Origin of the sequence: Sphingomicrobium clamense, from assembly GCF_019264355.1 — a bacterium.
Lineage (GTDB): Bacteria > Pseudomonadota > Alphaproteobacteria > Sphingomonadales > Sphingomonadaceae > Sphingomicrobium > Sphingomicrobium clamense.
In genome coordinates, this window is the sequence record NZ_JAHVAH010000001.1 from 1,119,729 (window position 1) to 1,139,599 (window position 19,871).

The window sequence follows — 19,871 nt, forward strand, 5'->3', positions numbered from 1 at the left end:
TTATGTCGATCACGCCGCTCATGCCCGTCTATCCGCGCTGCGACACGCGCCCGGTCGAAGGCGACGGAGTCTATCTGATCGGCGAGAGCGGCAAGCGCTATCTCGACTTTGCCAGCGGGATCGCGGTCAACCTGCTCGGTCATAGCCATGAGGGCCTCATCAAGGCGGTGCAGGACCAGGCGGCCAAGCTGATGCACGTCTCCAACCTTTACGGTTCACCGCAGGGCGAAAGCCTCGCGCAGCGCCTCGTCGACAACAGCTTTGCCGACACCGTTTTCTTCACCAATTCGGGCGCCGAGGCGGTCGAGTGCGCGATCAAGGCCGCGCGCCGTTACCACCATGTTGCGGGCAACCCGCACAAGACCGACATCATCACCTTCAACAACGCCTTCCACGGCCGCACGATGGCGACCATCTCGGCCGCCAACAGCGCCAAGATGCATGACGGCTTCACCCCGTTGCTCCCGGGCTTCAAATATTGCGATTTCGACGATCTCGAAGGTGCCAAGGCGCTGATCGACGAAAACACCGCCGGCTTCCTCGTCGAGCCGGTGCAGGGCGAGGGCGGTATCCGCCCGGCCAGCAAGGAATTCCTCCAGGGGCTGCGCCAGCTCGCCGACGAACATGACCTCATGCTCGTTCTCGACGAGGTGCAGTGCGGCATGGCGCGCACCGGTACGCTGTTCGCCTACGAACAGTACGGTATCGAGCCCGACATCCTCGCCTCGGCCAAGGGCATTGGCGGCGGCTTCCCATTGGGCGCCTGCCTTGCCACCGAAAAGGGCGCGCAGGGCATGGTCATCGGCACGCACGGCTCGACCTATGGCGGCAACCCGCTTGCCATGGCGGCGGGCGAAGCAGTGCTCGACGCGGTGCTCGCGCCCGGATTCCTCGATCACGTCAACGAGATGGGCGAGCGGCTGCGCGGCGCGCTCCAGCAGATGATCGGCAACCATCCCGACATGTTCGAAAGCGTGCGCGGCATGGGCCTGATGCTTGGCGTCAAGATGAAGCCCGAGTTCGAATCGCGCCCCTTCGTCAACTGGATGCGCGAGGGCGCAGGCCTGCTCGCGGTTGCCGCCGCCGACAATGTCATGCGCGTGCTGCCGCCGCTGATCATCACCGAAGAGCATATCCACGAATTCGTCTCGAAGCTGTCGGCTGCGGCGGACGAGTATAAGGCGCAGGCGAACGACTGATGTCCGAATTGCCGGTCCCCACCATGGACGTCGTCCTGCGCGCGATGATTCCGTCGCGCGATGCGCGCGGTCGCGTCGCGCGACTGGGGCCGGTGATCGACGTCATCCTCGCCAATCACAATTACCCGCCCGCGATCGAGAAGTTGCTCGCCGAGGCGCTGGTGCTGACCGCATTGTTCGGGTCGTTGCTCAAGGATCCCAATGGCCAGCTCACCATGCAGGCGCAGACCGAGAACGGCATCGTCGATCTCATGGTGTGCGACTACAAGGCGGGCGAATTGCGCGGCTATGTCCGCCACGATGCCAGGAAGCTGGCCGAGGCGCCTGCCGACCCCAACCTCTTCTCCTTGTTCGGCAAGGGCTATCTCGCGGTCACCTTCGACCAGCCCGCGACCAACGACCGCTACCAGGGGGTCGTCGCGCTCGAGGGCGAAAGCCTCGCCGAAGCCGCCCAGAGCTTCTTCGCCCAGTCCGAGCAGATCCCCTCGATCGTTCGCCTCGCGACCAAGAAGGACGATGACGGCTGGATCGGGGGCGGCATCATGTTCCAGCACCTGCCCGAAGGGGAGGAAGGGCGCGAGCGGCTTCACACCAAGCTCGACCACCCCGACTGGCCCCATGTCGCAATCCTCGCGGGCTCGGTAAAGGAAAGCGAACTGGTCGACCCCGACCTGTCCCCGGACCAATTGCTCTGGCGCCTGTTTCACGAGGAAGACGAGATCAGGGTCCATGAGCCGACGAGCCTGTCGAAGGGGTGCCGCTGCGACATGGACTATATCCGCTCGGTGATCGCGCGCTTCCCGGCGGACGAGCGCAAGGAGATGGTCGGCGAGGACGGGATGATCAGCGTCGACTGCGCCTTTTGCGCGACCAGTTTCCCGATCGATCCGGAAGCGGTCGATTAATCGTTTTCCGTTTAACTTCTGTTAATCGGGAAATGTGGTAAGCTGTCGTCATGAACAGGCGGAAACTCGTTGCAGGACTGGCGATTCTCGCTGCGCCGGCGCTGATCGCGGCGTCGCAGGCGCTTCCGCGCGCGCTGCAACAGGCACAGCCGGGATTGTGGGAAATCAGCGATCCGTCGGGCGACCGCCGAACCCAGCGCATCTGTTTCCGTGATCTCTCCGCTATGGCCCAGGTCGAACATCGCGGCCGCCAATGCACCCGCGTCACGATCAAGGACGATCCGCGCCTCGCCCAAATCCACTACACGTGCGTCGGCGGCGGCTTCGGCCGCGCCACGCTGGAACCGGTTACGCCGCGCAACTTCCGGCTGGTGACGCAGGGCATCGACGGCGGTCTCCCCTTCCACCATACGCTCGCGGCACGCCGGGTGGGGAATTGCAGCAACTAGCGTCTGGTTCGCACAGGCGCTAAGGGCGCGCCCATGAGTAAGAAACGCGCCGTCATCCTCCTGTCGGGAGGACTGGATTCGATGGTCTGTGCTGCGCTGGCGCGTGAGCAGGGCTATGAAGTGCTCGCGCTCACCATCGATTATCACCAGCGGCACCGCGTCGAGCTGGAGGCGGCCAAGCGGGTCGCGGCCGCGCTCGCCGACCGGCACATCATCCTGCCGCTCGACCTGTCGGCGTTCGGCGGCAGCGCGCTGACCGACGATATCGATGTGCCCAAGGACGGGGTGGGCGAGGGCATTCCGGTGACCTACGTCCCCGCACGCAACACTGTATTCCTTTCCCTCGCGCTGGCGTGGGCCGAAGCGGCGGACGCGCACGACTTGTTCGTCGGCGTCAACGCGCTCGACTATTCGGGCTATCCCGACTGCCGCCCTGCGTTCGTCGAAGCCTTCGAGAATCTCGCCAACCAGGCGACCAAGGCGGGCGTCGAAGGCAACGGCTTCACCGTCCACGCACCTTTGCTGCACATGACCAAGGCCGACATCGCGCGCGAAGCCGACCGCCTCGGCCTGGACGCGAGCATGAGCCACAGCTGTTACGATCCGCTGCCCGACGGCGGTGCCTGCGGACGCTGCGACGCTTGCCGCCTGCGCCACAAGGGCTTCGTCGAAGCCGGCCTCGCCGACAGCACCTGCTACGGCGAAGGCGTAGAGCCCGCGTGATGGCCCCCCTCCGATGACATACGCCGTCAAAGAGATTTTCCTGACCCTTCAGGGCGAGGGGGTGCAGCAGGGTTCGCGCGCGGTTTTTCTGCGCTTCGCGGGCTGCAACCTGTGGACCGGGCGCGAGGAGGATCGGCACAAGGCGATCTGTCAATTTTGCGATACCGAGTTCGTCGGTACCGACGGGGTCAATGGCGGGAAATTTGCAGACGCTACGGCGCTGGCCGCGCGCGTTGCCGATATCTGGGGTGAGGGGCGGGGCGACCGACTGGTCGTCATCACCGGCGGCGAACCGCTGCTGCAGCTCGACAGCCCGCTCATCGATGCGCTCCATGCCGAGGGCTTTCGCATCGCGGTCGAGAGCAACGGCACCATCGCCGCGCCCGAGGGCATCGACTGGCTGTGCATCAGCCCCAAATATGGAAGCGAACTGGTGCAGTCCTCGGGCGACGAATTGAAGCTCGTCTGGCCGCAGCCCTTCGATCTCGACGCGCTGGAGGCGCTCGATTTCGACCATTTCCTGATCCAGCCAATGGACGGGGAGGAGGTCGAGGCGAACACCGAGGCCGCGATCGCCCTCGTCATGGACCGCCCCAACTGGCGCCTGACGTTGCAGGCGCACAAGCTGCTTGGCCTCGCCTAGTCCTCGTCGTCGCTGCCGCTGTCCGGTGCCATGTTGGCGTCGGCGCTGGTCGCGGCGTCGATTGCGGTGACGTCGCCCGCTTCTTCTTCATTCTCCAGGCTGACTTCCTCGGCCTGGACGGTTTCTTCGGCCGCTTCTTCCTGTCCGCAGGCGGCAAGGGTGAGGGCGGCGGCGGTGGCGATGACTATGGTGTGCATAGGGTCTTCTAATCCTTTTTGAGCCGCTGGAGGAAGGCCGGAAATGTCTCCTTCAACGCAGCGTCCATCCCGTCCATCCCGGCATCGATACCCAGCGCCTTGAGGCTGGTCACGCCAAACTCCTCGATCCCGCACGGGATGATCCCGCCGAAATGCGACAGGTCCGGATCGACGTTGATCGAAAAGCCGTGGAGCGTCACCCATCGCTTTACGCGCACGCCGATCGCCCCGATCTTGGCTTCCTCGGCACCCTGGCCGGTCCAGATGCCGATCCGCCCCGCCTCGCGCCGCGCCGAAACGCCAACCTTTTCAAGCGCTTCGATCATCCACCCTTCCAAGTCGTGGACAAAGCAGCGGATATCCTTCCCCCGCTTGCCCAAATCCAGATTCAGGTAACCGACGCGCTGACCGGGGCCGTGGTAGGTATAGCGCCCCCCGCGTCCCGCATCGTGCACCGGAAAGCCTTGTGGGTTCATCAATTCGACCGGGTCGGCGGAGGTGCCGGCGGTGAAGAGCGGTGGATGTTCGAGCAGCCATACCCGCTCATGCGCCTCGCCCGCCTGGATGTCGGCTACGCGCTGCTCCATGTCGCGCAAAGCAACATCATAAGGGACCAGCCCCGGCGCGACCTGCCATTCCACTCCGTCGATCATGGCCAGCCATGTGGCGGGTCGAAGCCATGTTGCCAAGAGGGAGCGCTTGCGCTTTGATGCGGCAAAGAGGGGTATAACAGGGGAGTATCATGTCCAATCTTTCGATTAGCAAAGCCTGGGACGACGCGCGTCCGATCATCGCGCGCGACGGCAAACTCATGTTCATGGTCGCGCTCGTCACCGTCGTGCTGCCCGGCACGCTGATGATGCTGATTTCACCCGAGCAGGCCGCCGTCGGCCAGATCGACGCCGAGGAGCAGAGCGGCTGGGTGGTGCTTTTGTCGCTCGTCTTCGCACTGATCGGGATCATCGGCTCGATCGCGATCAGCTACCTCGCACTATTTCAGGGCGCGAGCGTCGGCGACTCGCTTCGCCGCGGCCTCAAGCGGTTCTGGACCGTGCTCGGCATCGCGCTCGTCTTTCTCGTGCCGGCCATCATCCTCGGCGTCATCGTCGCGTTGGTCTTCGTCGGCGCGGAGAATATGGCGGATCTCGACAATCCGGAAAACGTACGCGCCATCGCGGGACCCGCGCTGATCGCGTTTCTCCTGCTGTTCGTGCTCATGATCTACGTCAGCGTCAGGCTTCTGCTGACCACGCCCGTGGTCGCCGCACGTGATCTGGGTCCGATCGAAACGATCAAGGCGAGCTGGAACCTGACCAAGGGCAATTTCTGGCGCCTGCTTGGCTTCCTGATCCTGTTCATTGTCGTCGTGCTGGTGCTGATGATCGTGGTTGGAATCATCGCCGGGCTGATTACGAGCCTCATTTTTGGCGAGCCCGAACCGTTCACCATGGCAGCGCTGGTCATGGGGCTCTTCTCGACCCTCGTGCAGGCCGGGATCACGATCGTCTATTCGACGGTCATCGCGCGCATCTATCACCAGCTGGCCGGCAATCCTGCCGACCCGACCGTCGCGAGCGTGCCGCCGACCGCCTAGGTCCAGCGCGCGAGCGGGGGCAGGCTCATCAGGATGGCGTCGATATTGCCGCCGGTCTTGAGTCCGAACAGCGTGCCCCGGTCGTAGAGAAGGTTGAATTCAACGTAGCGGCCTCGGAAGTCCAGCAGGCTTCCGAGGTCGGCTTCGTCATACTCCTCGTTCATGCGGCGGCGCACGATCTGCGGGAAAATGTCGAGGAATGCCTCGCCGACGTCGCGGGTGAAGGCGAAATGAGGCTCGAACTTGTCGCCCTCCGCCTCGAGGCGGTCGTAGAAGATGCCCCCGACCCCTCGCGCGACATTGCGATGCGGAAGCCAGAAATAGTCCTCCGCCCATTTGCTGAAGCGATCGTAATAGGTCGGGTCATGCGCCGCACAGGCAGCACGCAGGCGCGCGTGAAAATCCTCGGTATCTTGCGGTTTGGGCAAAGCGGGATTGAGGTCCGCACCACCGCCGAACCAGCGCTTCGTGGTGGTAAGGAAGCGCGTGTTCATGTGCACCGCTGGGACATGAGGATTCCTCATGTGCGCAACGAGGCTGATGCCGGTGGCGAAGAAGCGGGGATCCTCTTCCGCGCCGGGAATCGCCTTGGCGAATTCTTCCGAAAAGGTGCCGCCGACTGTCGAGACATTGACGCCGACCTTTTCGAACACATCGCCGGTCATCTGGCCGCGCACGCCACCGCCGCCCGGTTCGCCGCTTTCGTCGGTGCGATCCCACGGGATATAGTCGAACGAGGCATCGCTGCCGGCCTCGCGCTCGATCGCCTCGAATTCCGCACAGATTCGGTCACGGAGCGATTCGAACCAGTCGCGAGCGGCTTGCTGCTGGGGATCGAGCGGGGTCATGCGGGAAGGTCTCCGGTCTGTCTCAGGGCCTCGGACGTGGCGATCGCGACCGAGATGGCAAGGTTGAAAGAGCGCACTTCGGCGCGGATCGGAATTCGGTAGGAGGCGTCGGCTTCCGACCGGACATGCGGGGGCACGCCGGCGCTCTCTTGCCCGAACAGCAGGATGTCGCCTTGCGCGAAGTCAAAGTCGTAGAGGCTTTTAGTCGCCTTGGTGCTGCCGAGAACAAGCCTTGCGTCGCCCTTGGCTTCGAGGAAGCTGATCCAGCCCTTGTGCCGCGTCACGTCGACGGCATCGATATAGTCCATCGCCGCGCGGCGCACGCGCTTGTCGTCCCAGTCGAATCCGAGGGGTTCGATCAGGTCGACCGGCACGCCAAGGCACGCCGCAGTACGCATGACGGCGCCGACGTTTCCGGCGATTTCAGGACAATAGAGGGCGATCCGCATGGCCCGCGCGATAGCGGGGAGGGGCCGCGAAGCCAAGCGGGGGCAGCCCAAAGTCCAAATTGACCATTTGCATTGCAGGCACGAGACGCTATCAGGCGCGCCAAGCCGGTCCGGTTCTGCCGGGCCTCCTTTACGCGTGAACCTGAAAAAGGATCATCATGGCAACGGTCGAACAGGCTGACCCGCTCCTCAAAGAAGGCGACAATCCGGACGGTGTCCGTCGCCGCGACTTCATCAACATCGCCGCCGTCAGCTTTGCTGGCGTCGGGGCCGCCGCAGTTGTCGGACCGCTGGTCGTCCAGATGGGCCCGCCGGCCGACGTGCTGGCGCTCGCCTCGATCGAGGTCGACATTTCCAAGGTCCAGCCGGGCCAAGCGATCAAGACCAGCTGGCGCAAGCAGCCCGTGTTCATCCGTAACCTGACCGAAGCCGAAATCGAGGAGGCCGAGAGCGTCGACGTTTCGAAGCTTCGGGACCCCGAGACGCTCGACGAGCGTACCGCCGAGGGCAAGGAAAACTGGCTGGTGACGCTGGGCGTCTGCACCCATCTCGGCTGCGTCCCGCTGGGTGTCGGCGAGGGTGAGAACAAGGGCGAATATGGCGGCTATTTCTGCCCGTGCCACGGTTCGCACTACGACACTGCTGCGCGCATCCGTAAGGGCCCGGCCCCGACGAACCTCGTCGTGCCGGAATTCGAATTCATGTCCGATACCGTCATCCGGATCGGTTAAGGGGAACATTCAATGAGCTTTGCCTGGGCAAAACCCTACGAACCCAAGACCGCGCTGGGGCAGTGGATGGACGACCGTCTGCCGCTGCCGCGCCTCGTCTACGGCGCTGTCGGCGGTGGCTATCCGGTTCCGCGCAACCTCAACTATTTGTGGAACTTCGGGGTCCTCTCGGGGATCTTCCTGACCATCCAGATCGTCACCGGCATCGTGCTCGCGATGCACTACAACTCGAACGTCGGAACGGCCTTCTGGTCGATCGAGCATATCATGCGCGACGTGAACGCCGGCTGGTTCCTGCGCTATGCGCACGCCAACGGCGCGAGCTTCTTCTTCATCGTGGTCTATATCCACATTTTCCGCGGCCTCTTCTACGGAAGCTACAAGGCGCCGCGCGAAATGGTCTGGATGCTGGGACTCGTCATCTACCTATTGATGATGGCGACCGCCTTCATGGGCTACGTTCTGCCCTGGGGCCAGATGAGCTATTGGGGTGCACAGGTCATCACCGGCTTCTTCTCGGCCTTCCCGGTCATTGGCGAGCCGTTGCGTGTCTGGATCCTGGGCGGGTTTGCGCCTGACCAGGCCGCGCTGACCCGATTCTTCTCGCTCCACTATCTGCTGCCGTTCGTGATTGCGGGCGTGGTTGTCCTGCACATCTGGGCGCTGCATATCCCGGGCTCGTCGAACCCGACCGGCGTCGACGTGAAGAACGAGAAGGACACGCTGCCCTTCCACCCGTTCTACACCGCGAAGGATGGCTGGTTCGCGCTGCTGTTCCTCGGCGCCTATGCCGCCGTGCTGTTCTTCCTGCCGAACGCGCTGGGCCATGCCGACAACTATATCGAGGCCAACCCGCTGGCGACGCCGGCGCACATCGTGCCCGAATGGTATTACTGGCCGTTCTACGCGATCCTGCGCGCCTTCACCGTCGACTTCATCCTGCCCGCGAAGCTGTGGGGCGTGCTGGCGATGTTCGCATCGATCCTGCTGCTCTTCTTCCTGCCGTGGCTGGACCGTTCGCCGGTTCGCTCGGGCCATTATCGCCCGGTGTTCAAGCGCTTCTTCTGGCTGCTCCTCATCGCCATCTTCTTCCTCGGCTGGGCCGGGGGTTCGGAAGCGACGCCGATGTGGATCGCGATCAGCCAGATCGCTTCGGCCTACTATTTCGCCCACTTCCTCATCATCCTGCCGCTGATCTCGAAGTTCGAGAAGCCGCTCCCGCGCCCGAGCTCGATCTCGGCATCGGTGCTGCATGGCGAGGAAGAAGAAAGCGCGCCCTACGGGCTCGCCAAGAACGCTTAAGGGGACGCACTACCCATGGTTCGTATTCTCGGATTTCTGGTCGGTCTCGGCTTTGTCGGCGTCCTCCTGATCTCGCTGGTCATCAACGGCATCGCCGCGATCAACGAGCCGGCTGCCGAAACGGCTGAGCACAAGTTCTACAAATACCCGAAAGAGGTCTCCTTCTCGTCGGACGGGCCGTTCGGCAAGTATGACCGCCAGCAGTTGCAGCGCGGCTACCAGGTCTACAAGGAAGTGTGCGCGGTCTGTCACGGCATCAACTATGTCGCGATCCGCAACCTCGAGGACCTTGGTTACAATGACGCCGAGATCAAGGCGGAGGCCGCCAACTGGCAGATTGCCGACCTCGATCCGGAAACCGGTGACGACATCACGCGTCCGGGTATCCCCGCCGACCGTTTCCCGCCGGCCTATCGCAACGAAGTCGCGCGTGCGGCTGCCGGCAGCCCGCCCGATCTTTCGCTGATTACCAAAGCGCGTGAAGGCGGTGCTCCGTATATCTACTCGCTGCTGACGGGCTATCAGGAACCGAGCGCGGAAATGCTCGCCGAGCATCCCGAGATCGCGCCGGGTCCGGGGCTCTACTTCAACCCCTATTTCAAGAACCTCAACATCTCGATGCCGCCGCCCATCACCGCTGATGGGCAGGTGAGCTATGCCGATGGCACCGAAGCGACCGTCGAGCAGATGTCGAAGGACGTCAGCGCCTTCCTCGTGTGGACTGCCGAGCCCAAGCTCGAGCAGCGTCATCGCGCGGGCTGGGCGACGCTGATCTTCATTCTGTTCGCCACCATCTTCGCCTATTTCGCCTATCGCAACGTGTGGGCCGAGGCGAAGCGCAAGGTCGCGCCCAAGGGCGTGCTCGACCCCGAGCATCAGGCCAAGGTCGACCATGCGGAAGCCGAGGCAGCAGAAGACGGACGTCCGGTCGACGGCTAAGTCGACAAGCGACCGAACGAATGGAGCGACCTGCCCCCTTGGGGTGGGTCGCTTCGTCGTTTAGGGGTGGGAAATGAGCCAAGCCCATGACGAGCTGCGCGACCTGGTGCGCACCATCCCCGATTTTCCGAATCCCGGCATCCAGTTCCGGGATGTCACGACGCTGCTGCTCGACCCTGCGGGGCTGCGCGGAACGATCGATGCGCTGGTGGCCAGCGTCGATGGGCCGGTCGACCTGATCGCCGCAATTGACGCGCGCGGCTTTGCCGTTGGCGGCGCGATGGCGACCGCGATGGGGGCGGGACTGATGCTGATCCGGAAGGACGGCAAATTGCCGGGTGCGACGATCGCGGAGGACTATGCGCTCGAATATGGCACCGACCGCCTTGCCGTGCATGTCGATGCCTGCGCGCCGGGCGCCCGGGTCCTGTTGGTCGACGACTTGATCGCGACAGGAGGCACGGCCATGGCGGCCGCGCGGCTCGTCGAGCGGGCAGGGGGCAGACTCGTGGGCGCACGGTTCGTCATCAACCTGCCTGACCTCGGCGGAAGCGCAAAGCTGCGCGAGGCGGGGATCGAGGTCAGGTCTCTGCTAGAGTTTGAGGGCGATTAGCCTCGGTCTCCCTGGGGCGGAGTAGTTCCAGCCTGTCGGGGGGCGTCGGAAATGTCCGACCGCGGAAGCGAATCCCGTTTTTGAGTTTAATCACCCCCTCGGCACCGATGGCCACGGCGGACAGCCAGGCGCGGCGACCCTTCTCCATCGTGCAGATCGTTCGATCTTCATAATGTCGCGCATCGTAGAGCGCGGTCAGTTCGTGGGTGAAGAATTGCACGAAGGGGACTCCATCGCCCTTCACAACGACCTGGTCGATGACGACCAGATAGTCCTCGACCAGATGCAGGTCTCGAACGTGTAGTTCCACCCGCGTCGGGCAGCCAGCGTAGGAGCGAGGCGCAATGGCGCGCCAATGTCCGTCTCCGATCCTCTCCACCCTGCCATCGACCACGCGACGATCGAACGGGTCGGGGCCCGGGCAGTTGGGAAATCCCGGCGCATCGCTGAGCAGGATGCCATTATGCTTGTAGGCCTCGCGTCCAAATCGCTTACCCACGAACAGCCGTGGATTTTCGAACAGGAACGACGCCATGTCGTGAGCGCGATTGTGTGTCATCTGCCGCTTCGACCCGAGGATCCAAAGCGCGGTGTCGCCCCGCTTGTCGACCACGAATTCATTGGGAAAATGCACTGTCTCGGGAACTGGGCGGGAGCCTCCGGATGGGAGATGGCCTACTAAAGGCTCAAGGCGATAGTCGGGTAGCTTGAACTGGTTCGCGAGCGTCTCGATAAGCGCGCCTTCGTCCGACAGGCTGTCGGCGAAGCGCAGGCCGTTTTGAAAGACGCGCAGATCGCTCATGTCGCCCCACATGAAGCGCACGCTGCCCTCAAGGCCGGCAGCGAGCATCAGTGTCCGCTTCGCCATATCGAGACCGGGGAAGGTCTCCGCGATGAATGTGCGCCAATCCTGCTCATTTTCCCACAATGCCACGGTGAGCGGGAGGAGTTCGCTCAGAATGAAGTTGAGGTAGTTGATGCCCTCGGCATAGAGCTGTTCGCCGATTGCACGGCGGACGATTTCGCGAAGTGTGTCGAGGTGCGAAAGATCTTCCCCAAGAGCCTTCGCGCCCACCAGATAAGTCGCATAGATCACAGCGCCATGGTTGGTCGAACGACGAACCCAATGGGTCACGCTGGGGAGCTTGTCGATATAGGCGGTGCCGCGTTCCCTGAAAGTCTCGACGTCGCCGCCCATCAGTCCCCAGCAGCCCGGCAGATATCCATTTGACCAGTTATTGCGATCGAAGCCCTTTTCGGACTCCGGCCTCCAGTCTTCCATATCGCGCAGCACTTCGAGAACGCGATCACGAAATTCGAACACGCGCGGGTCCTCGAAGCCCATATCTAGGCAGATGCGAACGGCCAGGGCGTCGTGGTACAGGCGGCTCGCCTTCTTTTCCCACTGCAGCGTTGCCGCCGAGGGCAGCGGATGATCGCTTCGTGGAAAATTGAAGTTCGATTGCCGGATACGCCGAAGCGTCCAGTCCCGGTATTTCCGGTTGGGTGTTACGCGAAACAACTGGTTACTCCTCACTCGCCCCTTACGTTGGGGCGGTGCGATCTTAAGCGTCTAGCTGTGGGGCGCCAGCAGTCTTTCTGAGCATCATCACGATCGACCGGAATTTCAGCACCAGCTCGCCATGCTGGTTGGTGACCAGAATGTCGCTCCACATCGAGCCGATATGGGGCTTCGACCGGGACGGCTTCTTCTCGACGACCTCGCTGGCGACATGAAGCGTGTCGCCCGGGTAGACGGGCTTGAGCCAACGAAGTTCGTCAAGGCCGGGCGAGCCGAGGCCCATCGCCTGCTGCTCCTTCCAGCTATCGACAAGCACGCGCATCGTGAGCGCGCAGGTATTCCAGCCCGAGGCCGCGATCTTTCCAAAGGGCGTCATTGCTGCTGCCTCATCCGACAAATGGAAGGGCTGCGGATCGTATTTGGTCGCGAAGTCGATGATTTCCTCGCGCGTCACCGTGACCGATCCGTGCTCAGTGCGCGTCCCGACATCGATGTCGTCGAAAAAAATCATGGCTTCCTTCTCCGTTCGTCGAGTGGGTCTAGACAAAGCGCGGGTCGCCGTCGAGCGTTGCAATCGACAACCGATTTTCTGGGGGACTCATGAAGACTTTTTCCATCGCCGCCGCGCTTGCGCTCGTCCTGTCCGCACCCGCGAACGCCCAAGATCGCGACATCGCCAAGATCATCGACCAGGGGCTGACCCAGTCAAGGGTCATGAAGACCGCGCACGAACTGGTCGATCGCATCGGCCCGCGCTTGACCAACTCACCCGGAATGCGACGCGCGGAGGCCTGGGCCATCAATCACATGCGCGGCCTTGGCCTCGACGATGTGCGGCAGGAAGGGTTCGATTTCGGTCGTGGCTGGGAAATGGTCGACATCGAAGTCGACATGCTCACGCCGCGCCCGATCGAGCTCACCGCGATCGCTACGGCTTGGACTCCCGGCACGAACGGGCCGGTCGAATCGGAGATCGTTGTTGCGCCGATGCGCGGGCCTGAGGATTTCGCTGCCTATCGCGGCAAGCTGAACGGCAAGATCGTCTTGATTACGCTGCCGGGGACCGGTGACGAGCCGACGCGGCCGGCATTCCGCCGCTGGGAAAACAGCGATTTCGCCCGGATGGACGAATATCGCCAGCCGACCTACGACCCGCACGCTATCGACCGTCGCGTGACGCGGATCAGCGGGCCGCGCGCCATCGACGATTTCCTTGCCAGCGAAGGCGCGGTCGCCGTGGTGAAGAAGAGCTATCGCGACGGCAAATTGCTCCACGGCTCGGGTTATCGCCATCGGGTCGGCGACACGCCCAAGCTCCCGCACATCGAGATCGCGGCGGAGGACTATCGACGCCTCGCGCGTCTGGCGAAGACCGGCGATGCGCCGCGGCTTCGCATCGACAGCCGCGTCCGCTGGCATGACGAGGACACGAACGCGTACAACATCATCGGCGACATTCGCGGCACCGATCCCAATGCAGGCTATGTGATGGCCGGCGCGCATTTCGATAGCTGGGCAGCGGGCGATGGTGCCGTCGACAACGGCTCAGGCAGCGTCGTGGTGCTCGAAGCGGCGCGTATCCTCAAGACGATGACGCGACCCATGCGCACGATCCGCTTTGCGCTGTGGGGCGCCGAAGAGCAGGGGCTCCACGGCTCGAAGGCCTATATCGACCGCCATTTGGCGCGCCGCCCGATCCCGGCCGAGGCCACGCCCGACAATGAACGCACCTATTGGGGCAACGGCTACCCGATCGAGAAGCTCGCGGGCTACGACCAGATGAAGGCCTACTTCAACATGGACAATGGTTCGGGACGCTTCCGCGGCATTTATGCCGACAACAATACCGCCGCGACCTCGCTCCTCGGAAAGTGGCTAGGCAAGTTCCGCGCGCTCGATGCGCATCGCGTCGTCATTCGCGAGGCAGGCGGGACCGACCACGTCTTCATGCAGGATATCGGGCTTCCAGCGTTCCAGTTCATCCAGGATCCGCTCGACTATGGTGCGCGGCTTCACCACACCAACGTCGATACGCTCGATCACATGCGGCCAGAAGACCTGCGCCAGGCCGCGGTCGTAATGGCGGGCATGTTGTGGCAGGCCGCGAACAGCGACGAAACTCTGCCGCCCGAGCCGCTCCCGCAGCAGCCGACGGTGACCGATCCGTTCGCGTACGACTATCCTGACAAGGACTAGTCGCTTCGGCAAAATGAAAGGGCGCCCCCAGAGGCGCCCTTTTTACGTCAGACGTTGAACTTGAACAGCATCACGTCGCCGTCCTTGACGACATAGTCCTTGCCTTCCTGGCGCAGCTTGCCGGCATCGCGCGCGGCGGCCTCGCCACCCAGCGCGACATAATCGTCATAGGCGATCGTTTCGGCGCGAATGAAGCCACGCTCGAAGTCGGTGTGGATTTCGCCCGCCGCCTGCGGGGCCTTCGCGCCCTTGGCCACCGTCCACGCGCGCGACTCCTTGGGACCGGCGGTGAAGAAGGTGTGGAGGTTCAAAAGGTCGTATCCGGCACGGATGATGCGGTTGAGACCGGTTTCCTCGAGACCCATTTCGGCGAGGAATTCCATGCGCTCGTCCATGTCCATGCCGACCATGTCGGCCTCGATCGCGGCCGAGACGATCACTGCCTCGGCATTCTCCGCCTTGGCCTTCTCGAACACTCGCGCGCTGTAGTCGTTGCCGTTCGCGGCGTCTTCCTCGTTGACGTTGCAGACGTAGAGCACCGGCTTGGCGGTCAGCAGCTGCGCCTGGCGGAAATGCTTGGCCTCTTCTTCATCGTTGATGTCCGTCAACCGCGCGGGCTTGCCGTCGCGCAGGAGGTCCAGCGCCTTGCCGAGAACGGCGGCCATGATCTTGGCGTCCTTGTCGCCGCCCGTTGCGCGTTTCTGAGCATTGGGGACGCGCTTTTCGAGGCTTTCGAGGTCGGCGAGGAGCAATTCGGTCTCGACCACTTCGGCATCGGCGATCGGGTCGACATGGTTCGACACGTGCTGGATGTCGTCATCCTCGAAACAGCGCAGGACGTGGACGATGGCATCGACTTCGCGGATGTTGCCGAGGAACTGGTTGCCGAGCCCTTCGCCCTGGCTTGCGCCCTTTACCAGGCCGGCAATATCGACGAAGGCCAGCTGGGTAGGGACGACCTTCGCAGACTTCGCGATGTCGGCAATCTTGTCGAGCCGCGCATCGGGCACGCCGACCTGCCCGACATTGGGCTCGATCGTGCAGAAGGGATAGTTGGCCGCTTGCGCCGCCTGTGTTTCGGTGAGCGCGTTGAAGAGCGTGGACTTGCCGACGTTGGGCAGCCCGACGATGCCGCATTTGAAACCCATGAGAAAATTCTTTCCGTTCGCCCCGAGCAAAGTCGTAGGGCAGTTTTTTCTTCGCGCCGGCCCTAAAGAAATGACGGTCCTTCGACAAGCTCAGGACGAGCGGATTTTCCAGTCGTCAGGCGAAGTTGAAGCTAATCGAAAGCCGTTCGGTCTCGCCGCGATGAGGAAGCACTTCGTGGCGCACGAAGCTCTCCCACAGCAGGAGCGTACCGGCCTTGGGCGCGATGTCGACGAAGGGGCGCAGATGCTCGGGCGCTTCCTCATCTCGCATGGGTGCAGCCATCATCATGGGCAAGCGCGGATCCTCGAAGCGGATCGCACCGCTATCGTCGGGAATGTCGATGTAGAGCGTGCCCGACAGGATCGAATGCGGGTGGATATGCGCGCTGTGGACGGCGCCCGGTTCCATCAGATTGACCCACAGGCTGTCGAGCTTGGGTTTGACGTCCCAGGCCAGTTCCTTCGCAAAGGTGCGCGCATGCTTCTGGAGGATGGGCTTGAGGTCCCCGAACGCCGGATCGCGCATCGGAAGATCGTCGAGCGAAGCGTAACTCGTATAGCCGTGATAGGCCTTTTCCTCGCACCAGCGCTGCCCGGCCTCGTCATCTTCCGCGAGCACGTGGATGGAATGGGCGAGCTCGTTGAGGTCGATCTTGCCGGACAGGTCGGCTTCGTAGAGCGGGGTGGCGAACAGGGTGCGGGTCATTGTTGTCTCAGCGCGACGTCGTTCATGAAGCGCACGTCGTCATTTTCGGCGAGGCGAGGGGCTTCGCTACCGATTGCGGCGATCATGACACCGAGGTCGTCAATCTCGGTCTTGTGATAATTGCCGAGCACATGACCGGTGACACGGTCTTTCGAGCCCGGATGGCCGATCCCGATCCGTACGCGGCGGAAGTCCTTGCCGAGATGCTTGTCGATCGACCGCAGGCCGTTGTGACCAGCAAGACCGCCGCCCATGCGCACCTTAACCTTCATCGGCGCGAGATCGAGTTCGTCGTGAAAGACGGTCACATCGCCAAGGTCGAGCTTGTAGAAATCGAGCGCGGCGCGGACCGAGCCGCCGCTCTCGTTCATGAAGGTCTGGGGTTTCAGCAGCACGATCTTGTCGCCGCCGATGCGGCCCTCGCTCGTGAGGCCGCGAAACTGCTTCTTCCACGGCGAAAACCCATGGACCTCGGCGATCTCGTCGAGCGCCATGAAGCCGACGTTATGGCGGTGTGCCTGATATTTCTCGCCCGGATTTCCGAGCCCGACCCAGAGTTGCATGGGGGGATCCTTAGCCAAGAAAAAGGCCGCCGCCCAGCGGGGCAGCGGCCAGATTCTGGTTAGCGGAAACGAAGGGGATTATTCGTCGCCCTTGGCTTCCTCGCCACCTTCGGCGGCTTCGTCGCCGCCCTGTTCGGTGGCCGGCACTTCGTCGGCACCGACTTCTTCTTCGCCTTCGGCTTCTTCTTCCTCGGCGTCGGACTTCATGGCCGACGGGGCGGTGACGCCCGCGATGGTGAAGTCACGGTCTTCGATCGCCGACTTCGAACCTTCCGGCAGGTCGACGGCCGAGATGTGGACCGAGTCGCCAATGTCGAGGCCATCGAGGCTGATCACCACTTCATCGGGGATCGCGCTGGCATCGCAGACAAGTTCGAGCTCGTGACGGACCACGTTGAGCACGCCGCCACGGGTCAGGCCCGGCGACTTGTCCTCGTCGACGAAGCGGACCGGGATCGCGACCTGAACCGTCGCACCTTTGGCGAGACGGAAGAAGTCGACGTGCAGCGGGCGGCTCGTCACGGGATGGAACTGCACGTCCTTAGGAAGGGTGCGGTGCTTGTCCTTGCCGACGGTCACTTCGACGACCGAATTCATGAAGTGCCCGGTCTGGAGCATCTTCACGAGTTCCTTTTCCTCGAGGTGGACCGAAACGGGGTCCTTCTTGTCGCCGTAAATCACGGCGGGTACCCGGCCTTCGTTGCGCAGTGCACGGGAGGCTCCCTTGCCTAGCCCTTCGCGCAGCTCGGCGGGCAGCGTCAGCTGATCGCTCATCTACTTGTCTCCAAAAGAAAATTTCTCACTTCGACCGACACCCGCAGCGCCTCCAGGGATGACCATTGCGGCGGTCGACCGCGCGCCTATAGGCAAGGGCGCCGCTTCATGCAAGCGACGCCCTTCCTTTTTCACGCGTTTTTCCGGTGCTTACTGCACGCGGGCGACGGTGAGGCCGCGGTCTTCGAGCATCTTGAGGACGCTATGTTCGCCCATGAAGTGACCCGTCCCGCCCGCGACCAGCACGGTGCCGGGCGTATCGAGGCGCGTCTGGATCCAGTCGGCCCAGTGCGGGTTGCGGTTGGCGAGCATGGCTGCGGTCGCCTCTTCCGACATCTCGTCGAAGCCCATGCTGGCGTAGAGCCCGTCGAGATCGCCTGCAGCCCAGAAGGCGAGGCCCTTGTCGAGTTCGGCGGCCATGTCGTCTTCGAACATGGTCATCAACATTTCCTGCTGCGCTTCCTCGTCGGCATCGTCGAGGAACTTGACCTGCGCAACGAGGCCTTCGAGTTCACCGACCGGCTTGCCGGCGTGGACGAACTGCTGGAACAGCGTCATGTCGATGCCTTCGGTGGCGCTGAACCCGGCCTGCTGGAGCAGCGGCGCGGCGAGCGCGGGGAGGAGGAACCAGGTTTCGAACTGGTCGAGCGCCTGGATGGGAACGCCCATTGATTTGGTACCGGCTTCCAGCTTGGCATACTCTTCGGCGTCGAAGCGGACCGAGAGCGGCTCGACTTCTTCGTCCATCGCCATCTGCTGCATGATCGGTGCCTGCGTCGCGAGCAGTTCGGGGTCCATGCTGATCTCGAGGATCAGCTCTTCGGAGCTCTCGATCGCTTCCTCGATCAGCGGGGTGCGCCATTCCATGCCAGGGCGCACGACGTGGAAGGTGCCGAGGATATAGACGGTGGTGTCCTCGTCGGCGACTTTCCACATGGCGGGGGCGACGGTCGCAGCGTCGGTTTCCTGCGCGAGCGCCGGGGTGGCGAAGGCGGCGGCGAGGGCGGTGGTGGCGGCAAGCAACTTTTTCATATGATTATTCTCTTTCTTTCAACAAGTTAGTTGGAGTTGTATCAGCGAAACCGGCTGTAGCAATAGCCAATTGTCGTCGCGATGAGGGTGCCGAGGAAGACGGCCTCGTGCGAGGGTTCGGGAAGGAGGTCGCCTTTCCACAGCGCGTACCAGGAGGGGTAGGCGAAGAAGAGCGTCCACACGCCGAATTCGAAGCCCCTGCGCTGGTGGCAAAGCTCCATCTCGTCGGCGGTCTTGTTGGCGACGATGACGAGCGCGGGGACGATGGTGAGGAAATAGGCGACCGCGGCGACGGCGAGGGTCGGCGGCCATGCCGTGTCGGGATCGAACAGGTCGCCTTCGGTAAAGAAGGCAAGCCCGAAGCCGAGCCCGAAACCGCCGATGAAACCGGCGATGATGAGCGCGATGGTCAGCCGTTCGCGGCGTTTGAGGCGGTTTTCGCCCGAGAGGGTGTTGTCGGTCATGTCAGGGCCTATCGGTTGAGGAGTTTACGGATGAGGTAAGCGGCGAAGGTCACGCCGGCGGTGCCGAAATAGATCGGCCACTGGTCGATCGGGGGGATGATGCCCGCCTGGTTGAGGAACCACGCGGTGGGCACCGCCGCGAGGTAGAAATAGAGGCCGAACAGGCTCGCCCAGAGATTGTCGGCGAGTTCGAGCTCGTCGACGGTCGTGAAAAAGTGCCAGCTCAAGAGGACGAAGGCGGTAAAGAAGATCGCGACGAACCCGATCGCCAGCGCGGGGCTGACGGCGGCGCCATTGCCGCTGGTGAAGGCACCCGAGGCCGCGCCCGTGATCCCGCCGCCAACCATGAACGCGATCATCATCATCCAGAATTTGCGGCGTCGGCGGCGTTCCTGTTGCTCGCCGGTGAGCGTGTCAGTCTTGGTCATTGAAAATCTCTTCGATGGGTTTGTCGAACAGCCTTGCGATCTTGAAGGCGAGGGGGAGGGAGGGGTCGTGCTTGCCGGTCTCGATGGCGTTGACCGCCTGGCGCGAGACGTCGAGGCGTCCGGCCAGTTCGGCCTGGCTCCAGCCATTGATAGCGCGAAGGACCCTGAGCTGGTTTTCCATCGCCAGCCTACCCGATCACGATCCCGGCCAGCAGCATCACGATCGCGGTCCACATCAGGTCGCGGTCGGCATCGGTCTGGGGTTTCAGGATACGGCTGATCACATCGTTGATCCGGTCCGTGTCGAAAGTCATGTTGTCATTCCCTTTTGTCATGTTGTCCTGACATATAGTCACGATTCGCTGACAATGTCAACATAACCTGACAAAAAGTCGTCATGACCTTCCAAATGCGCAGATTTGCAGGGCCTGCTTGACCCTCGGCCC

General features: G+C 63.0%; 26 protein-coding genes. 11 read left to right on the top strand and 15 right to left on the bottom strand.

The features are described 5' to 3' along the window. Positions 1-2 precede the first annotated feature (2 nt). From KTQ36_RS05750 to queE, 5 genes are read left to right on the top strand one after another with little or no spacing between them, the layout of a single operon-like run. Positions 3-1,199, top strand: coding sequence for an aspartate aminotransferase family protein (locus tag KTQ36_RS05750; RefSeq protein WP_218632758.1), 1,197 nt, complete (start codon positions 3-5; stop codon positions 1,197-1,199). Beyond that, positions 1,199-2,104: an Hsp33 family molecular chaperone HslO gene (gene hslO / locus KTQ36_RS05755; protein ID WP_218632759.1), complete on the top strand. Its 906-nt coding sequence runs from the start codon at positions 1,199-1,201 to the stop codon at positions 2,102-2,104. The genes KTQ36_RS05750 and hslO overlap by 1 nt, the downstream gene beginning before the upstream one ends. Before the next feature lie 50 nt (positions 2,105-2,154). Further along, the gene (locus KTQ36_RS05760; RefSeq protein ID WP_218632760.1) at positions 2,155-2,553 is read left to right on the top strand and encodes a DUF3617 domain-containing protein; all 399 of its coding nucleotides are present in this window, start codon (positions 2,155-2,157) and stop codon (positions 2,551-2,553) included. A gap of 33 nt (positions 2,554-2,586) precedes the next feature. After that, the gene (gene queC, locus KTQ36_RS05765; RefSeq protein ID WP_218632761.1) at positions 2,587-3,276 is read left to right on the top strand and encodes a 7-cyano-7-deazaguanine synthase QueC; all 690 of its coding nucleotides are present in this window, start codon (positions 2,587-2,589) and stop codon (positions 3,274-3,276) included. A 13-nt stretch (positions 3,277-3,289) separates the two neighbouring features. Further along, positions 3,290-3,919, top strand: a complete 630-nt coding sequence (gene queE, locus KTQ36_RS05770) for a 7-carboxy-7-deazaguanine synthase (RefSeq protein ID WP_218632762.1) — start codon at positions 3,290-3,292, stop codon at positions 3,917-3,919. Here queE and KTQ36_RS05775 read toward each other — a convergent pair. Both KTQ36_RS05775 and lipB read right to left on the bottom strand, forming a co-directional pair. After that, the gene (locus KTQ36_RS05775) at positions 3,916-4,116 is read right to left on the bottom strand and encodes a hypothetical protein (RefSeq protein WP_218632763.1); all 201 of its coding nucleotides are present in this window, start codon (positions 4,114-4,116) and stop codon (positions 3,916-3,918) included. The genes queE and KTQ36_RS05775 overlap by 4 nt on opposite strands. Positions 4,117-4,124: 8 nt before the next feature. Next, complete coding sequence (gene lipB, locus KTQ36_RS05780; protein ID WP_218632764.1) at positions 4,125-4,769, bottom strand: lipoyl(octanoyl) transferase LipB; 645 nt, start codon at positions 4,767-4,769, stop codon at positions 4,125-4,127. Positions 4,770-4,858: 89 nt separating this feature from the next. Here lipB and KTQ36_RS05785 point away from each other — a divergent pair, with 89 nt between their 5' ends. Continuing rightward, complete coding sequence (locus KTQ36_RS05785; RefSeq protein ID WP_218632765.1) at positions 4,859-5,710, top strand: DUF7847 domain-containing protein; 852 nt, start codon at positions 4,859-4,861, stop codon at positions 5,708-5,710. Here KTQ36_RS05785 and hemF read toward each other — a convergent pair. Together hemF and KTQ36_RS05795 are read right to left on the bottom strand one after the other, a co-directional pair. Beyond that, on the bottom strand, positions 5,707-6,558 hold the full coding sequence (hemF, locus tag KTQ36_RS05790) for an oxygen-dependent coproporphyrinogen oxidase (protein ID WP_218632766.1): 852 nt from the start codon (positions 6,556-6,558) through the stop codon (positions 5,707-5,709). The genes KTQ36_RS05785 and hemF overlap by 4 nt on opposite strands. Then, positions 6,555-7,007: a tRNA (cytidine(34)-2'-O)-methyltransferase gene (locus tag KTQ36_RS05795; protein WP_218632767.1), complete on the bottom strand. Its 453-nt coding sequence runs from the start codon at positions 7,005-7,007 to the stop codon at positions 6,555-6,557. Before KTQ36_RS05795 ends, hemF begins: the two co-directional genes overlap by 4 nt. 158 nt (positions 7,008-7,165) lie before the next feature. Here KTQ36_RS05795 and petA point away from each other — a divergent pair, with 158 nt between their 5' ends. The 4 genes from petA (at position 7,166) to KTQ36_RS05815 (ending at position 10,592) form a co-directional block, all read left to right on the top strand. Further along, positions 7,166-7,738 (top strand): ubiquinol-cytochrome c reductase iron-sulfur subunit, encoded by a 573-nt coding sequence (gene petA / locus KTQ36_RS05800; protein WP_218632768.1) that lies wholly within the window; start codon positions 7,166-7,168, stop codon positions 7,736-7,738. 12 nt (positions 7,739-7,750) lie between these two features. Then, complete coding sequence (locus KTQ36_RS05805) at positions 7,751-9,040, top strand: cytochrome b (RefSeq protein WP_218632769.1); 1,290 nt, start codon at positions 7,751-7,753, stop codon at positions 9,038-9,040. A 15-nt stretch (positions 9,041-9,055) separates the two neighbouring features. Then, positions 9,056-9,979, top strand: coding sequence for a cytochrome c1 (locus KTQ36_RS05810; RefSeq protein ID WP_218632770.1), 924 nt, complete (start codon positions 9,056-9,058; stop codon positions 9,977-9,979). A 73-nt stretch (positions 9,980-10,052) separates the two neighbouring features. Continuing rightward, complete coding sequence (locus tag KTQ36_RS05815) at positions 10,053-10,592, top strand: adenine phosphoribosyltransferase (protein WP_218632771.1); 540 nt, start codon at positions 10,053-10,055, stop codon at positions 10,590-10,592. Here KTQ36_RS05815 and KTQ36_RS05820 read toward each other — a convergent pair. Both KTQ36_RS05820 and KTQ36_RS05825 read right to left on the bottom strand, forming a co-directional pair. Next, complete coding sequence (locus tag KTQ36_RS05820; RefSeq protein WP_218632772.1) at positions 10,561-11,916, bottom strand: hypothetical protein; 1,356 nt, start codon at positions 11,914-11,916, stop codon at positions 10,561-10,563. The genes KTQ36_RS05815 and KTQ36_RS05820 overlap by 32 nt on opposite strands. 241 nt (positions 11,917-12,157) lie before the next feature. Next, positions 12,158-12,688, bottom strand: a complete 531-nt coding sequence (locus KTQ36_RS05825) for a MaoC family dehydratase (protein WP_345777674.1) — start codon at positions 12,686-12,688, stop codon at positions 12,158-12,160. A gap of 26 nt (positions 12,689-12,714) precedes the next feature. Between KTQ36_RS05825 and KTQ36_RS05830 the strand changes: the two genes are divergently transcribed. Continuing rightward, entirely contained in the window at positions 12,715-14,310 is a 1,596-nt protein-coding gene (locus KTQ36_RS05830) for a M20/M25/M40 family metallo-hydrolase (RefSeq protein WP_218632774.1), read from the top strand. 47 nt (positions 14,311-14,357) lie between these two features. Here KTQ36_RS05830 and ychF read toward each other — a convergent pair whose 3' ends face one another. From ychF to KTQ36_RS11350, 9 genes are all read right to left on the bottom strand, one after another. Then, on the bottom strand, positions 14,358-15,458 hold the full coding sequence (gene ychF / locus KTQ36_RS05835; protein ID WP_218632775.1) for a redox-regulated ATPase YchF: 1,101 nt from the start codon (positions 15,456-15,458) through the stop codon (positions 14,358-14,360). A gap of 115 nt (positions 15,459-15,573) precedes the next feature. Next, positions 15,574-16,164 (bottom strand): TIGR02466 family protein, encoded by a 591-nt coding sequence (locus tag KTQ36_RS05840; protein ID WP_218632776.1) that lies wholly within the window; start codon positions 16,162-16,164, stop codon positions 15,574-15,576. Further along, positions 16,161-16,727, bottom strand: coding sequence for an aminoacyl-tRNA hydrolase (pth, locus tag KTQ36_RS05845; protein WP_218632777.1), 567 nt, complete (start codon positions 16,725-16,727; stop codon positions 16,161-16,163). Before pth ends, KTQ36_RS05840 begins: the two co-directional genes overlap by 4 nt. Before the next feature lie 78 nt (positions 16,728-16,805). Next, positions 16,806-17,501 carry a 50S ribosomal protein L25/general stress protein Ctc gene (locus tag KTQ36_RS05850; protein WP_218632778.1) on the bottom strand — a complete coding sequence of 232 codons (696 nt, stop codon included), beginning with the start codon at positions 17,499-17,501 and terminating at the stop codon, positions 16,806-16,808. A gap of 150 nt (positions 17,502-17,651) precedes the next feature. Beyond that, positions 17,652-18,533, bottom strand: a complete 882-nt coding sequence (locus KTQ36_RS05855) for a TraB/GumN family protein (RefSeq protein WP_218632779.1) — start codon at positions 18,531-18,533, stop codon at positions 17,652-17,654. A 41-nt stretch (positions 18,534-18,574) separates the two neighbouring features. Then, the gene (locus KTQ36_RS05860; protein WP_218632780.1) at positions 18,575-18,997 is read right to left on the bottom strand and encodes a hypothetical protein; all 423 of its coding nucleotides are present in this window, start codon (positions 18,995-18,997) and stop codon (positions 18,575-18,577) included. Positions 18,998-19,005: 8 nt separating this feature from the next. Continuing rightward, on the bottom strand, positions 19,006-19,425 hold the full coding sequence (locus KTQ36_RS05865; protein ID WP_218632781.1) for a hypothetical protein: 420 nt from the start codon (positions 19,423-19,425) through the stop codon (positions 19,006-19,008). Next, a complete protein-coding gene (locus KTQ36_RS05870) occupies positions 19,412-19,606 on the bottom strand; it encodes a helix-turn-helix transcriptional regulator (RefSeq protein ID WP_218632782.1) in 195 nt (64 codons plus the stop codon). Before KTQ36_RS05870 ends, KTQ36_RS05865 begins: the two co-directional genes overlap by 14 nt. Positions 19,607-19,613: 7 nt before the next feature. Continuing rightward, positions 19,614-19,739 (bottom strand): hypothetical protein, encoded by a 126-nt coding sequence (locus KTQ36_RS11350; RefSeq protein WP_255554390.1) that lies wholly within the window; start codon positions 19,737-19,739, stop codon positions 19,614-19,616. Positions 19,740-19,871 lie beyond the last annotated feature (132 nt).

Excerpts from the sequence above, each read along its gene's own strand:
- KTQ36_RS05810 (WP_218632770.1), top strand. The coding sequence starts at position 9,056 with ATGGTTCGTATTCTCGGATTTCTGGTCGGTCTCGGCTTTGTCGGCGTC.
- KTQ36_RS05855 (WP_218632779.1), bottom strand. The coding sequence starts at position 18,533 with ATGAAAAAGTTGCTTGCCGCCACCACCGCCCTCGCCGCCGCCTTCGCC.
- KTQ36_RS11350 (WP_255554390.1), bottom strand. The coding sequence starts at position 19,739 with ATGACTTTCGACACGGACCGGATCAACGATGTGATCAGCCGTATCCTG.
- queE (WP_218632762.1), top strand. The coding sequence starts at position 3,290 with ATGACATACGCCGTCAAAGAGATTTTCCTGACCCTTCAGGGCGAGGGG.
- KTQ36_RS05760 (WP_218632760.1), top strand. The coding sequence starts at position 2,155 with ATGAACAGGCGGAAACTCGTTGCAGGACTGGCGATTCTCGCTGCGCCG.
- petA (WP_218632768.1), top strand. The coding sequence starts at position 7,166 with ATGGCAACGGTCGAACAGGCTGACCCGCTCCTCAAAGAAGGCGACAAT.
- KTQ36_RS05840 (WP_218632776.1), bottom strand. The coding sequence starts at position 16,164 with ATGACCCGCACCCTGTTCGCCACCCCGCTCTACGAAGCCGACCTGTCC.
- lipB (WP_218632764.1), bottom strand. The coding sequence starts at position 4,769 with ATGATCGACGGAGTGGAATGGCAGGTCGCGCCGGGGCTGGTCCCTTAT.
- hslO (WP_218632759.1), top strand. The coding sequence starts at position 1,199 with ATGTCCGAATTGCCGGTCCCCACCATGGACGTCGTCCTGCGCGCGATG.
- KTQ36_RS05815 (WP_218632771.1), top strand. The coding sequence starts at position 10,053 with ATGAGCCAAGCCCATGACGAGCTGCGCGACCTGGTGCGCACCATCCCC.
- KTQ36_RS05805 (WP_218632769.1), top strand. The coding sequence starts at position 7,751 with ATGAGCTTTGCCTGGGCAAAACCCTACGAACCCAAGACCGCGCTGGGG.
- KTQ36_RS05860 (WP_218632780.1), bottom strand. The coding sequence starts at position 18,997 with ATGACCGACAACACCCTCTCGGGCGAAAACCGCCTCAAACGCCGCGAA.
- KTQ36_RS05830 (WP_218632774.1), top strand. The coding sequence starts at position 12,715 with ATGAAGACTTTTTCCATCGCCGCCGCGCTTGCGCTCGTCCTGTCCGCA.
- KTQ36_RS05865 (WP_218632781.1), bottom strand. The coding sequence starts at position 19,425 with ATGACCAAGACTGACACGCTCACCGGCGAGCAACAGGAACGCCGCCGA.
- KTQ36_RS05850 (WP_218632778.1), bottom strand. The coding sequence starts at position 17,501 with ATGAGCGATCAGCTGACGCTGCCCGCCGAGCTGCGCGAAGGGCTAGGC.
- hemF (WP_218632766.1), bottom strand. The coding sequence starts at position 6,558 with ATGACCCCGCTCGATCCCCAGCAGCAAGCCGCTCGCGACTGGTTCGAA.
- KTQ36_RS05795 (WP_218632767.1), bottom strand. The coding sequence starts at position 7,007 with ATGCGGATCGCCCTCTATTGTCCTGAAATCGCCGGAAACGTCGGCGCC.
- KTQ36_RS05785 (WP_218632765.1), top strand. The coding sequence starts at position 4,859 with ATGTCCAATCTTTCGATTAGCAAAGCCTGGGACGACGCGCGTCCGATC.
- ychF (WP_218632775.1), bottom strand. The coding sequence starts at position 15,458 with ATGGGTTTCAAATGCGGCATCGTCGGGCTGCCCAACGTCGGCAAGTCC.
- KTQ36_RS05870 (WP_218632782.1), bottom strand. The coding sequence starts at position 19,606 with ATGGAAAACCAGCTCAGGGTCCTTCGCGCTATCAATGGCTGGAGCCAG.
- KTQ36_RS05775 (WP_218632763.1), bottom strand. The coding sequence starts at position 4,116 with ATGCACACCATAGTCATCGCCACCGCCGCCGCCCTCACCCTTGCCGCC.
- KTQ36_RS05750 (WP_218632758.1), top strand. The coding sequence starts at position 3 with ATGTCGATCACGCCGCTCATGCCCGTCTATCCGCGCTGCGACACGCGC.
- queC (WP_218632761.1), top strand. The coding sequence starts at position 2,587 with ATGAGTAAGAAACGCGCCGTCATCCTCCTGTCGGGAGGACTGGATTCG.
- pth (WP_218632777.1), bottom strand. The coding sequence starts at position 16,727 with ATGCAACTCTGGGTCGGGCTCGGAAATCCGGGCGAGAAATATCAGGCA.